Annotated in this window: 14 protein-coding genes; 5 read left to right on the plus strand and 9 right to left on the minus strand. The window is 68.2% G+C overall.

What is annotated here, in order from left to right; translation table 11 throughout:
* The first annotated feature begins 25 nt into the window (after positions 1-25).
* From AUL33_RS05130 to moaB, 3 genes are read left to right on the plus strand one after another with little or no spacing between them, the layout of a single operon-like run.
* Positions 26-1,870, plus strand: a complete 1,845-nt coding sequence (locus AUL33_RS05130; protein WP_062204666.1) for a tetratricopeptide repeat protein — start codon at positions 26-28, stop codon at positions 1,868-1,870.
* A gap of 3 nt (positions 1,871-1,873) precedes the next feature.
* Complete coding sequence (locus AUL33_RS05135) at positions 1,874-2,794, plus strand: 4-(cytidine 5'-diphospho)-2-C-methyl-D-erythritol kinase (protein WP_062204668.1); 921 nt, start codon at positions 1,874-1,876, stop codon at positions 2,792-2,794.
* Positions 2,791-3,342 carry a molybdenum cofactor biosynthesis protein B gene (gene moaB, locus AUL33_RS05140; protein WP_062204670.1) on the plus strand — a complete coding sequence of 184 codons (552 nt, stop codon included), beginning with the start codon at positions 2,791-2,793 and terminating at the stop codon, positions 3,340-3,342. Before AUL33_RS05135 ends, moaB begins: the two co-directional genes overlap by 4 nt.
* Before the next feature lie 27 nt (positions 3,343-3,369).
* Here moaB and AUL33_RS05145 read toward each other — a convergent pair whose 3' ends face one another.
* Positions 3,370-3,852 (minus strand): hypothetical protein, encoded by a 483-nt coding sequence (locus AUL33_RS05145; RefSeq protein ID WP_062204672.1) that lies wholly within the window; start codon positions 3,850-3,852, stop codon positions 3,370-3,372.
* A 132-nt stretch (positions 3,853-3,984) separates the two neighbouring features.
* Here AUL33_RS05145 and AUL33_RS05150 point away from each other — a divergent pair, with 132 nt between their 5' ends.
* Both AUL33_RS05150 and AUL33_RS05155 read left to right on the plus strand, forming a co-directional pair.
* On the plus strand, positions 3,985-5,142 hold the full coding sequence (locus AUL33_RS05150) for a PA0069 family radical SAM protein (protein ID WP_062204674.1): 1,158 nt from the start codon (positions 3,985-3,987) through the stop codon (positions 5,140-5,142).
* Positions 5,143-5,335: 193 nt separating this feature from the next.
* Positions 5,336-6,211 (plus strand): ribonuclease HII, encoded by an 876-nt coding sequence (locus AUL33_RS05155; RefSeq protein WP_306302789.1) that lies wholly within the window; start codon positions 5,336-5,338, stop codon positions 6,209-6,211.
* 73 nt (positions 6,212-6,284) lie between these two features.
* On the opposite strand, the gene AUL33_RS05160 is transcribed toward AUL33_RS05155, so the two are convergent.
* The 8 genes from AUL33_RS05160 to AUL33_RS05195 form a co-directional block, all read right to left on the minus strand.
* Positions 6,285-6,767, minus strand: a complete 483-nt coding sequence (locus AUL33_RS05160) for a F0F1 ATP synthase subunit B (RefSeq protein WP_062204678.1) — start codon at positions 6,765-6,767, stop codon at positions 6,285-6,287.
* A 12-nt stretch (positions 6,768-6,779) separates the two neighbouring features.
* A complete protein-coding gene (locus AUL33_RS05165) occupies positions 6,780-7,406 on the minus strand; it encodes a F0F1 ATP synthase subunit B (RefSeq protein ID WP_082652326.1) in 627 nt (208 codons plus the stop codon).
* A 72-nt stretch (positions 7,407-7,478) separates the two neighbouring features.
* Positions 7,479-7,703, minus strand: a complete 225-nt coding sequence (locus AUL33_RS05170; RefSeq protein ID WP_019996925.1) for a F0F1 ATP synthase subunit C — start codon at positions 7,701-7,703, stop codon at positions 7,479-7,481.
* 70 nt (positions 7,704-7,773) lie between these two features.
* Positions 7,774-8,523, minus strand: coding sequence for a F0F1 ATP synthase subunit A (locus AUL33_RS05175; RefSeq protein ID WP_062204680.1), 750 nt, complete (start codon positions 8,521-8,523; stop codon positions 7,774-7,776).
* Positions 8,524-8,634: 111 nt separating this feature from the next.
* The gene (locus AUL33_RS05180) at positions 8,635-8,979 is read right to left on the minus strand and encodes an AtpZ/AtpI family protein (protein WP_062204684.1); all 345 of its coding nucleotides are present in this window, start codon (positions 8,977-8,979) and stop codon (positions 8,635-8,637) included.
* Positions 8,980-9,095: 116 nt separating this feature from the next.
* Complete coding sequence (locus AUL33_RS05185) at positions 9,096-10,109, minus strand: cell wall hydrolase (protein WP_244491991.1); 1,014 nt, start codon at positions 10,107-10,109, stop codon at positions 9,096-9,098.
* 218 nt (positions 10,110-10,327) lie between these two features.
* Positions 10,328-11,746 carry a ribosome biogenesis GTPase Der gene (gene der / locus AUL33_RS05190; RefSeq protein ID WP_062204690.1) on the minus strand — a complete coding sequence of 473 codons (1,419 nt, stop codon included), beginning with the start codon at positions 11,744-11,746 and terminating at the stop codon, positions 10,328-10,330.
* 24 nt (positions 11,747-11,770) lie between these two features.
* Positions 11,771-12,658 carry a tetratricopeptide repeat protein gene (locus tag AUL33_RS05195; protein ID WP_082652328.1) on the minus strand — a complete coding sequence of 296 codons (888 nt, stop codon included), beginning with the start codon at positions 12,656-12,658 and terminating at the stop codon, positions 11,771-11,773.
* Positions 12,659-12,969: the final 311 nt, after the last annotated feature.

Here is a 12,969-nt window from a genome sequence, read left to right on the forward strand (position 1 = left end):
GTTCGCAGGGAAAAGGGAATTCGACGTGGAAACAACGCTGACCTCGCGGATCGCACTGGCCGCCGCCCTCGCCGCGTCCCTCCTCGCGGGGCAGGCGGCGAAGGCGCAGACGACCGAGGCGGCGGCCGAGTCAGCCGCGCCGGCACAGGCCGCGCCGATCGACGTCCAATCCCTGTCGGGAGCCTATCTCGCCGCCAAGCAGGCGAGAGAGAACCGCCAGCCCGACATCGCCGCCGACTATTACGACAAGGCGCTGTCGCTCGACCCGACCTCCGACACGCTGCAGCAGGAGGCGATGTTCGCCTATCTCGCCGACGGTCGCTTCAAGGCTGGCGTCGCCCTCGCCGCCAAGCTTGCCGACGACGAGGAGGTCGGCAAGGTCGCTCATATCGCCCTCGCGCTCGACGCGATGCGCGCCGGACGGTTCGACGCCGCGATCGGCGAACTGAAGCTTCAAGACACGAGTGATCTCGACACGCTGCTCGTCGGCCATCTCTCGGCTTGGGCCGATGCCGGCGCCAAGCGCCCGAAGGAGGCGCTGGCTCGACTCGACGCCGTGAACGGCACCTCCTGGTTCACCGTCTTCAACCAGTACCAGAGCGGGCTCCTCGCCGCCTATGCGGGCAATCTCGACCGCGCCCGCCTGTCGCTCGGTGCGCTCGTCGACGACCAGACGGCCGCCCAGACCTCGATCGACGCCTTCCTCGCCGGTGCCGAGGCGCTCGGGCGCGTCGAGGCTCGCGCGGGCCGCAAGACCGAAGCGCTGGCGGCCGTCGCCAAGGGTCTCGACCTCGCGCCCTCCTACGAGCCACTGACGCAGTTGAAGTCGGAGATCGAGGCCGGAAAGACGATCGCCGCTCCGATCGCCACCGTGCAAAACGGCGCGGCGGAAGCGCTCTACATTCTCGGCCAGGCGATCAACCGTGGCGACGGACAGGACGTGGCTCTCCTCTACTTCCAGTTCGCGCGCGCCGTAGCCGAGACGCAGGATCCCAAGCTGCTGACGGCGCTGGCCGGCATCGCCGACCGCTCCAAGCAGATCGACCTCGCCCTCTCCTACTATCGCCAGATCCCCGAAGGTTCGCCCTACCGGCGCACCGCCGAGCTGCAGATGGGCCTCGACCTCTGGCAGGCCGAGCGCAAGACGGAAGCCAAGGCGCATCTCCGCACCGCCGTCGCCGATTATCCCGACGACCTGCAGGCGCACCTGGCCTTCGCCGACGTGCTGGCCGCGGACAAGGAATATGGCGAGGCCGTGGGCCTTCTCGACCGGGCGATCGAACTCGCACCACCCGAAGGCCCGAACAACTGGAACATCTATTACCAGCGCGGCATCGCCTTCGAGCGCCTGAAGCAGTGGGACAAGGCCGAGCCCGACTTCAAGAAGGCGCTGGAGCTCTCGCCCGACCAGCCGCAGGTGCTGAACTATCTCGGCTATTCCTGGGTCGACATGAACCGCAACCTCGACGAGGGGCTGCAGATGATCCGCACCGCCGTCGATCTGCGGCCGAACGACGGCTACATCATCGATTCGCTTGGCTGGGCCTACTACCGCCTCGGCAATTACCCGGACGCGGTGACGCAGCTCGAGCGCGCCGTGCTGATCACCCCTGCCGATCCGACGATCAACGACCATCTGGGCGACGCCTATTGGCGCGTCGGCCGCGACCGCGAGGCCCGCTTCCAGTGGAGCCGCGCGCTCACCGGCGAGCCCAAGCCCGAGGCGGCGGATGTCGAACGCATCCAGCGCAAGCTCGCCGAGGGCATGGAGGCGGCGACGCCGGTGAAGGGCTCCGCTCCAGACGCCAAGCCGGCGGGCGAGCGAGCCGCCAACGAGGTGAAGCAGCAGGCGCCGACGCAGCCGAACTGAGCGATGGACGCCGTCTTAACCGCCGACACCTGGGCGCGCGAAAGCGGCGTTCTGGAAACCGCGCCCGCCAAGATCAATCTCGCGCTCCACGTCACCGGCCAACGGCCCGACGGCTATCACATGCTGGATAGCCTGGTGGTCTTTGCGGCCGAAGGGGATCGGCTGCACGTCTCCCCGTCGGACACCGACCGGCTCGACCTCGCCGGCCCCTTCGCCGCCGCGCTCCCCGCCGCGCGCGACAACATCGTCCTGCGCGCCCTCGACTGCGCCCGGGCGGTGATGGCGGCGCGAGGGCACACGCTCGATCCGCTGCGCATCGAACTCGACAAGCGCCTGCCGCTGGCTGCCGGCATCGGCGGTGGCTCGGCCGACGCCGCGGCGCTGCTGAGGGTGCTGCTGCGACGCGCCCCCGCCCTCGGCGAAACGCTGCGCGCGGACGCGCTGCGGCTCGGCGCCGACGTGCCCATGTGCCTCGACGGGATCGCCGCCCGCGTCTGCGGCATCGGGGAGGTCGCCGACCCCCTCGCCGCCCTGCCCCGGCTGTCGATGCTGCTCGTCAATCCCGGCACGCCCGTTTCGACGCCCGCCGTCTTCACGGCGCTGGCACGCCGAGACAACCCGCCTCTGCCACCGGTCCCCGAATTCGGTTTCCCGTCGCTGAACACGCTCGTCGACTGGCTCGGAGAAACACGGAACGACCTCGAAGCGCCCGCCCTGAGCCTCGCACCGGCCATCGGCGAGGCCCTCATCCTTGTTCGCGAGGCCGGCGCCCGGTTCGCGCGCATGTCGGGCTCCGGTGCCACCGTGTTCGCCCTGTTCGAAGACGATGTGGCCTGCCACGCCGCAGCCCGCCACGTGGCGGTCTGCCAACCCAACTGGTGGGTGCTCCCGACCCATGTCGCCGCAACCGGAGTGTCGCCGTGACCTCGACCGAACGTCATTTCCTGCCGCTCGGGATCGCCGTGCTGACGGTCTCCGACACCCGCACCCTTCAGGACGATCGCTCCGGCGATACGCTGGCGGAGCGGCTTGAAGCTGCCGGACACCGGCTGGCGGCACGAGCCATCGTGCCGGACGATCGGAACGCGATCCGCGAACGCGTCCTCGACTGGTCGCGCGATGCCGCGATCGACGTCGTGATCACCACCGGCGGCACCGGTTTCACCGGACGCGACGTCACACCCGAAGCCCTGGAGCCGATCTTCGAGAAGCGCATGGACGGCTTTTCGGCCGTCTTTCACCGCATCTCCTTCGACAAGATCGGCGTTTCCACCATCCAGTCCCGCGCCACGGGCGGCGTCATCAACGCCACCTTCGTCTTCGTGCTGCCGGGCTCGCCCGGCGCCTGCCGCGATGCCTGGGACGGCATCCTCGCCGCCCAGCTCGACTATCGCCACAAGCCCTGCAACTTCGTCGAGATCATGCCACGCCTCGACGAGCACCTCCGCCGCGGCGCCGGCGTCCCGGTATGAAATCCGCCTCCGAGCGAGAACTCGCGCCTAGCGCACGGTCTCGCGCAGCCGCCTGACACGGAGCCCCCGCGCCCAGTCTCCCGGCGGGGCCTTCGCGGCCAGCCTTCGGGCGAGGTGCGCCTTCGGGACGATCAGTGCGCGCGGGCGCGGACGCCAGACCTGCGTCCAATCTCGTCCGCCTCGAACACTGGTGTCCAGCCGTCCAGCTTCCGTCCTTTCGCTCCCCGCGGCGTGGCGCGCGGCAAGCTCCACCCAGTCCGCGCCCAGCCGGTCGCCACAGCGCACCACGAGCACCCAGTCGCCCTTGAAACTCGCTGCGATGTCGGCCAGCATCGACAGATCCTCGAGGCGGCAACCCGCGTGATCGGCCACCCGCCGAACTTCGGGATGCCTGCCATCCACCACCACGACTTCGCGCAGCACGCCCTCGATGGCGCCCGGTACGAGCGTGGCGAGCGTATCGGCGAGGGCGACGGGTTCGTCGGCGTCGAAGATGAGGGCGCTGAGCATGCGTTTCGCATAGCCAATGGCAGGACCGGACGCCAGCGCCTCGGCGCCATTCCTTATTTTGTTCTTGTATTGTTCTTCTCCGATCATTAGGACTGAGGTCACAGACAAAACTGCCGAACGGAAGGTTGTCCCATGCAGGAGATCCAGACCGCCGATCGCGCCGCCTTCGCTCCCGGCGGCGGCGTCGACATGGCGAACCACGTGATCGCCCAGTCCGGCCTGCGCATCGGCTTCGACCGGCGGCGGAGTCGCGGCGCCGGTGTCAATCCGTCCGGCCGTTTCGAGCCCTTCGCCCGCAGCGCTTTCGACGACGGGTGGGCGACGCTGGACGAACTGCCGGCTTTCCGTACCGAGGTGCAGGTCGAGACGCCCCGCACCATCATTTCGAAGAACACCTCGCCCGATATCTCCTTCGATCGCTCGATCAATCCCTATCGCGGCTGCGAGCATGGCTGCGTCTACTGCTTCGCCCGGCCGACCCACGCCTATATGGGGCTGTCACCGGGGCTCGACTTCGAGTCGAAGCTCTTCGCCAAGCCGAACGCGGCCGAGCTTCTGGAGGACGAGATCTCGCGGCGCGGCTACGAGCCCCGGTCCATCGCCATCGGCACCAACACCGATCCCTATCAGCCGATCGAGAAGACCCGGCGCATCATGCGCGAGATCCTCGAAGTGCTGGAGGCGGCCCATCACCCCGTCGGCATCGTCACCAAATCGGCGCTGGTGACCCGCGATATCGACATCCTGTCTCGCATGGCCGCCAAGGGCCTGGCGAAGGTGGCCCTGTCGGTGACGACGCTCGACCGGCGCCTCGCCCGCACGATGGAGCCGCGTGCGGCGACGCCCGCCAAACGCCTCGAGACCGTCCGCCAGCTGTCGGACGCCGGCATTCCGACGATGGTGATGACGGCGCCGATCATTCCCGGGCTGACCGATCACGAGATCGAACGCCTGCTGGAGGCCGCGAAGGAGGCCGGCGCGCGCGAGGTCGGCTACGTGCTGCTGCGCCTGCCGCTCGAGGTCTCGCCGATCTTCAAGGACTGGCTGCTGCAGCACTATCCCGACCGCTATCGCCACGTCCTGTCCCTGCTGCGCTCGATGCGCGACGGCAAGGACTACGACGCCGAGTGGGGCAAGCGGATGACCGGCCGTGGTCCCTATGCCCAGCAGATCCGCCGCCGCTTCGAAATCGCAGCCAAGCGGCTGGAGCTGAACTTGGAGCGCACGCAGCTGCGCACCGACCTGTTCCGTGCACCCAAGGGTGCCGGCGTCCAGCTCTCGCTCCTCTAGGAGCCGGGAGCCGGGAGCCGGGAGCCGGGAGCCGGGAGCCGGGAGCCGGGAGCCGGGAGCCGGGAGCCGGGAGCCGGGAGCCGGGAGCCGGGAGCCGGGAGCCGGGAGCCGGGAGCCGGGAGCCGGGAGCCGGGAGCCGGGAGCCGGGAGCCGGGAAGAACACCGAATCGCATGGCGGTTTCAAGCAGGACTGTTGGCGTTTCGATTCAGGATGATATCCCCTTGCCGGTCGTTCCCCGCGATCGGCAGCAAGGCTTGCCGCGCCGCCGTCCCCCTTGCGGCAAGCCTTGTGGAGAATCGGAGAATGCGCGAGTCTTGCCGCATCATGGCCCGCCGTTCCTCCGATTCTCCCGCCTCTTCCAGCGCCGTCCGGCCGACCGGACCCGCGAAGTCAAGCGGCAAGCCGCTGAAGGCCGAACGATCCAAACGGGCAACACCACGTCTCGTCATTGCAGGACCCGACTTTGCGCTCGAAGCCGCGCTGCTGGCGGGTGGCCTCCAGGCCATCGCCGGCATTGATGAAGCAGGACGAGGTCCTCTCGCCGGCCCAGTGGTCGCCAGCGCGGTATGGCTCGACCCATTGGCAATCCCCGATGGGCTGAACGATTCGAAGGTCCTGTCGTCCGAGGATCGTGAGCGTCTGTTCGTCGAGATCCTGCGCACGGCGACCGTGTCGATCGGCTCGGCAAGCGCTGGCGAAATCGACCGGATCAACATTCGACAGGCGACGCTGACCGCAATGCGCCGGGCCCTGACAGGCCTCGCCCGCCTCCCCTGTCATGCATTGATCGACGGGCGCGACATACCCATGCGTCTCGGCTGCGCGGCGACCGCCGTCATCGGGGGCGACGGGCGATCGCTCAGCGTCGCCGCCGCATCGATCGTCGCGAAAGTGACCCGCGACCGGCTGATGCGCCAACTCTGCCGCGCCCATCCCGCCTACGGGTTCGGCCAGCACATGGGCTACGGCACGCCGGCGCATCTTGATGCGCTCGATCGCCACGGGCCCTCCCCGTACCATCGCCACACGTTCAGCCCGATCCGCCAGCGCACGCTTTCATTCGCCTGATAGGATCGGGATCGCGGAACGAAAAAAGGCCGGTCGCACAAGACCGGCCTTCTCCAATTTCGATCCAAGCCGCTCAGTTGAGGCGGCGACGGACTTCCTCGATCGATTGGTCGGTCATGCGGGCATCGCCTCCGACATTGCGCTCGGTCAGAATGCGCGTCGCGGCATCCACCGCGATATTCACGGCTGAGGCGCGGACCTCGGCGATCGCATCGGCCTCGGCCTGCGAAATCTTCTGCTCGGCAACCTGCGTGCGACGGGTCACGTATTCGTCGCTCTTGCGGTGCGCGTCTTCGAGCAGGCCGTTGGCCTCGCGCTGGGCGGCCGCCACGATGTCGCGGGCCTCGCTCTCGGCCTCACGACGACGGCGCTGGAACTCGGCGAGCTGGCGCTTGGCCTCCTCTTTCAGTTCCTTGGCCTCGTCGAGTTCGTTGCGGATCTGATGGGCACGCTTGTCGAGCGCCTTCGTCATCATTGCCGGCGCCTTGAGATAGGCGACGAGAGCAAGGAACAGGATGAGCCCGATCAGCGCCCAGAAGGTGTTGTCGAATGCCATCGAACGGCCTCCTTACGAACGGACGGACTGGACCGCGCGGGATACGTCCTCGCGGTTGACGGAAAGGCCGGCGACGTCGTTGAGGATCGCCTCGGCGGCATCGGTGGCGATCACGTCGACATCGGCCAGGGCCTTGGACTTCACCTCGTCGATGCGAGCCTGCGCGGCTTCGAGGCGGGCATCAAGCTCGCTTTCGATGCGCTTGCGCTGCGCGTCGGCGTCGGCACGAGCGGATTCGCGGGCCTGGGCGGCGATACGGTGTGAATTCTCGCGAGCGGTGGCCAGTTCCTGCTCGTAGGCGGCCTGCGCTTCGTCGGCATCGGCGCGCATGCGCTCGGCGGCATCGAGATCGAGAGCGATGCGCTCGCGGCGGTTCTCGAGGATCGCCGACAGGCGGGGCACGATGACCTTGTTGAGGATGTAGTAAAACACGCCGAACGTGATCGCGAGCCACAGGATCTGCGACGCGAAGAATTCGGGGTTCATCGGCGGGAAGCCGGCTTCCTCGTGGCTTCCCTCGGGAATGGCGATCGCTTCGCCCGTCGCCGGCACCGGAGATTCAATCAGCGTCGTTCCGTGGCTGGCGTCGTGGCTCGCATCGGGCGCTGCCGTCTGCGCGGACGCTTCGTTGACGATCATGTTGGTCTCCGGTGATACGGGACCGGCCGCCCCGTCGGGAGCGGCCGGCTGCACAATCCCTGCGGTCGGCTCTTAGACGAAGAGCAGCAGCAGCGCGATCAGGAGCGAGAAGATGCCCAGCGCTTCCGTCACGGCGAAGCCGAAGACGAGGCGGCCGAACTGACCGTCGGCAGCCGACGGGTTGCGAAGAGCGCCCGTGAGGAAGCTCGAGAAGATGTTGCCGAGGGCCAGAGCCGTTCCGGCCATGCCGAAGCAAGCGAGACCAGCGCCGATGTAACGTGCAGCTTCCGCGTCCATAAGAACTCCTTTTGATTGGATCGTGCGGGTAGGATCCGCGGCGATTCCGCCGCGAAACGCGAGGGACGGCTCAGTGATGAACGTGAACGGCGTCGTTCAGGTACATGCAGGTGAGGACCGCGAACACATAGGCCTGGAGGAAGGCGACGAGAAACTCGAGCGCCGTGATCCCGACCGTCATGAGCATGGGAAGGATGGCGCCGACGACGCCGACCGCGCCGAGACTGCCGAGCGAAATGACGAACCCGGCGAAGACCTTGAGCGTGATGTGGCCCGCCAGCATGTTGGCGAAGAGACGAACCGACAGCGAAACCGGGCGCGAGAGGAAGGAAATCAGCTCGATCAGCACCACGAAGGGCAGGATCGCGCCTGGAACACCCGACGGCACGAAGACCTTGAACCAGCCGAGGCCGTGGGACTTGATGCCGTAGGCGACGACCGTGCCGATCACCAGCATGGCGAGCGCGAAGGTGACGATGATGTGGCTCGTCACCGTGAAGAAGTAGGGGAACATCCCGATCAGGTTGGCGACCAGGATGAACATGAAGAGCGAGAAGACGAACGGGAAGAAGCGCATGCCCGCCGAGCCGGTGGCGTCGCGCAGCATCTTCGCGATGAATTCGTAGGACAGCTCGGAGACCGACTGCGCCCGGTTCGGCACGAGGCCGCGACCACGGGTCGACCAGTAGAGGAAGCCCGTCGCCACGGCGACGGTCGCGACCATGAACAGCGACGAGTTGGTGAACGAGAAATCGAGCCCGCCGATCTCGATCGGAACGATCCGAGAAATCTGAAACTGGTGAAGCGGATCGTTCGCCAAACGCCTGGTCCTCTCATGCGAGCCCTTCCGGGGCGCCACTGCCATAGCGTCCCGAACCGCGCTTCGCAACACCCGGAGCGCGTTTTGAAGGCCTATAGCGGGGAGTTTGGCTCAGGATGCGGCAGGGGGCACGTCATCCTTGGGCTTCGTCGAGCGAACGACGTTGAGAACGCCCGCCGCGAAGCCGAGCATGAGGAACACCACGAGACCGATGGGCAGGGTTCCGAACAGCCGGTCGATTCCGTAGCCGATGGCGCCGCCGACGGCGATGCCGGCGATGAACTCGCTGGCGATCTTGAGTCCCGCGGCCATGCCCTGCATGCTGCCCGGCGTCGTCGGGTCCACGGTCGCGGCGGCCTGCTCCGATTTCAGCCGGTCGAGGCGCTGCTGCAGGCGCGCCCTGTCGGCGGCCCATTCGGCCTCGCTGCGCTGCGGAGTGTCGCTCTCGTCGCTCATCGTCTGCCTTCCCGCGGAGCCGCCGTGGCAGCCCGCCCGCTGTTCAACATCATGTGTTCATGTCGTGAAGATGGCCGGTACAGGCGTTTACGACGTTCAGTTGGGACGGCGAGCGCTCAGTTCCAGCCGCCGCCGAAGGTGCGGTAGAAGATGTGGAGGCCGATCTTGTCGACCTGCTTCATCGCACGAGCCCATCGGGGGTGAACGTAGGTGGCGTGGTAATGTGTGGCGGATCCGACCTCCGGCAGCCAGGTCTCACCCGTCGTCACCTGATCGGCGATTCGCTCGGCGGTCTCATAGGCCCGCTTGTTCCAGATGACGTCCTTGATGCCGTCGCAGGCGAAGGAGAACTGGCAGCGATTGCGCCAACTGGCGTTCTGATAGACAACCCCGCAGATCGTCTTGGGGTAGGTGGGGTTGCGCACGCGGTTGAGGATGACCTGCGCCACGGCGGCCTGTCCCTGCTCTGTCTCGCCGCGCGCTTCGAAATAGATGCCGGTGGCGAGACACGTCTGCTCTTCCGGCGTGAAGGCGGACGCCGGCAGCACGGTCGCCGCCCAGGAATGGTCGCCCTTGCCGAGCGGCGGCACGAAGCCGTCGGGCTTGGCGCCGAGCACGGCGTCGAAGAGCGAGGGCACGCCCGGCGCCGGGGCCGCGGCATAGGCGGCCAGCGTTTCGAGGGCACCGGCATCCGCGGCGCTCGGCGCGGCGACCGGCACGTTCCGCGTCTCGATGGCGGCCACCTGCACCGGGGCGTCCTCGACGACGGCCGGCGACGCGGCGCGCGCGGCAGGCGAGCGGAAATTGCCGGCGAGTTGCACCGAGCCGTCCCAGCGTTGCGGCCCGGCCAGCGCCGTGCGCATCTCGCTGTCGCCGATGGCGATGCCGGGGCGCAGCAGCCCGGCAGGGTCGACGACACGACCGGCGGCGAAATGCGCCTGGACCGCCGGGCGGCGGCCGGGCGCGACGCGCCCTCCCCTGTCGGCGAGGACGTTGCCGGCGGCATCGTGGATGTAGAGCGTGCGGGCACCGCCTGGGACGATGGCTGCGACGGCAAGGCGCGTCGCATCCGACACCGCGGCGAGCACGGGCGAGGCCTGAGGGCCGGCCGAGGGGGGTAGCTCGGGCATCGCGGGCGCGGTGGGCAAAAGCGGCGCGAATGTCAGCGCCAGGGCGAGCGAGGCCAACGCGCGGCGGCCGAAGCGTGAACGGGCCGCCTTCGGGCCGCGTCGCGCCGTTCCGTCACGTGGTGTTTGTCCGCGCATGGCTCGACTTCCAAGGGTTCCTTCGGACGTCGAACATCGCTCATTAACCTTAGTGGCTGGTTAACGCCCCTCGGCCGGCGGGGTCAGGTGTATTTCTTGCGCCGTCCGGCGAACGGGTTTTCGGACTTGCGCATGGTCATGCGGATCGGAATGCCGGTCAGACCGAACTGATCGCGCAGGCCGTTGATGAGGTAGCGCAGATAGGCGGTGCCGATCGCTTCGGGCCGCGAGGTCGACAGGATGAAGGTCGGCGGGCGCGTCTTGATCTGCGTGATGTACTTCACGTTGACGCGGCGACCGGCCACGGCCGGGGGCGGATGGTGCGCCACCATGCGCTCCAGCCACTGGTTGAGCTTGGCGGTGGAGACACGCTTGTTCCAGGTCTCGTGCGTCTCGGTGATCGCCGTCATCAGCCGGTCGAGGCCCTCCCCGGTCTCGCCCGAAATCGTCACGGCCTTGACGCCGCGCAGCTGCGGCAGGAGGCGATCGGTCTTCTCGCGAAGATCGGCCAGCACCGCCTGCCGGTCCTCCACGAGATCCCACTTGTTGAAGGCGAGAACGGGCGCGCGGCCCTCGCGGGCAATGAGGTCGGCGATCGAGAGATCCTGCTTCTCGAACGGGATCGTGACGTCGAGCACCACCACCACGACCTCGGCATATTTGATGGCGCGCAGCGCGTCGGCGACCGAAAGCTTCTCCAGCTTTTCCTGCACGCGCGCCTTGCGGCGCAGGCCCGCCGTGTCGAACATCTTGATCCGGCGCCCGCGCCATTCCCACTCGACCGAGATCGAGTCGCGGGTGATGCCGGCCTCCGGGCCGGTCAGCAGCCGGTCCTGACCGAGGAAGCGGTTGACGAGCGTCGACTTGCCGGCATTCGGGCGGCCGACGATGCAGATGTTGAGCGGTTTGGTGGAATCGTAGGAGCCGATCGGCTCGCCGTCCTCGTCGAACTCGATGGAGTCACCGACCGCCTCGTCGGCCTCTTCCTCGTCGATGTCGTAAAAGCTCTTGATGCCGAGCTTGGCGACGATGGCGTCGCGAAGGTCGCCCATCCCCTCGCCGTGCTCGGCCGAGATCGGGCAGGGATCGCCGAGGCCGAGCGCGTAGGAATCGTAGAAGCCGGCGTCGGACCCCCGCGCTTCAGACTTGTTGGCGACGAGGATCACCGGCTTGTTGCGCCGGCGCAAGAGCTCGCCGAACACCTCGTCCTGCGGCGTCATCCCGCTCTTGGCGTCCACCATGAAGAGCGAGAGATCGGCCGCGTCGATCGCCATCTCGGTTTGGGCGCGCATGCGCCCCTCCAGCGTCTCGGCGGCGGCGACCTCGAGGCCGGCGGTGTCGATGATGCGAAATTCGAGATCCTGAAGGCTCGCCTCCCCCTCGCGCCGGTCGCGCGTGACGCCCGGGCGGTCGTCGACGAGCGCGAGCTTGCGGCCGACGAGCCGATTGAACAGCGTCGACTTGCCGACATTGGGTCGGCCGATGATGGCGATGGTGACCATGGCGTTGTGGCGCCCTTGCTAAAGTCAGGCCGGCGGCTGCGGAGCGGCGGGCGCTTGGGTGGAAGGCGCGGCGGGTGCGGCGGGAACCCCCGCCTCCGGCGTCGCGGGCGTGGATAGCGGTGCGGCGTCGGGCGTCGTCGCAGCGGGCGCGACGGGGACCGGGGCCGGCGTCGGGGCGGCGGGCGGGACCTGCGCCTCGGTCTCGGCTTCCGGATCGACTGTTGCGGGCGGCAGTGGCGACGCCTCGGGAGCGACAGGCACGGTGGAGGCCGCGATGAGTTCCAGCATCAGGCCGGCGCGGCGCTTGATGCCCTGCGGCGTGCCGAGATCGTCCTGCAACTGGGTGAACAGCGGACGGGCCGTCGCGACGTCGCCGGCCTTCCAGGCCGCGAGCGCCACCGCCTCGCGTGCGGGATAGCGCAAGGACGCGCCGTCGCCGGTCAGCCGCTCGACGCGGGCGCGGACATCGGCGAGCGAGCCGGTATCGACGAGGATATAGGCCGCTCGGATCGCGGCCATGTCGCGAAGATCCGCCGGCGTGCCCGTATCGTTGGCGACCTCGTCGTAGCGTGCGACCGCCCCGGCGGGATCCTGCGCCTGCATCATGTCGGCAAGGCGCAACCGCGCCAGCTTCGGGTAGGAGCCGCTGCCGTCGCTCACCAGCGCTTCGAGCGCGGCCTTCGCCTCGTCGGTCTTGCCCTCGGCGATCAGGCTGCCGGCTGCGATGAGGCGGTCGCCATCGGCGGCCGCGACGCCGGCGCGGTAGCGCTCGAAGAGGACGTAGCCGCCGGCTGCGACCACCACGAGCACGGCGGCCGCGATCGCGATCATGCCGTAACGCACCCAAAGCGCGCGGACGCGCTCCTGGCGCATCTCCTCGTTCACTTCGCGCACGAAGATGTCGTTGCTCATGGGTCACCTAACGAAGAACGACCGCCGCGGCACGAAACCGGGCGGCAAGCCAAGCAAGTCTTTCCGGCTTTCTAACGATTTTTCGCGCCAGCGGAAGCCGCGTCGGCTTCGATGCCCCCTCGCGCAACGCATGGCCTACGAATTTACGAGGCCGATCGGTTGTGCCAAGCAGGAGTCCGGCGCCAGCACCGCCTGTCGCGGGCCGGCTTGAAACGCTGCCCGTTCGGGTCTCGCCCCCGTGCGGGGGAGCGAGCGATCAGCCAACCCCAACCCCAATGCCGCGACGCGTGCCGCCGTCGTGGTCGCCAGTC

The organism is Aureimonas sp. AU12 (genome assembly GCF_001463705.1).
GTDB lineage: Bacteria > Pseudomonadota > Alphaproteobacteria > Rhizobiales > Rhizobiaceae > Aureimonas.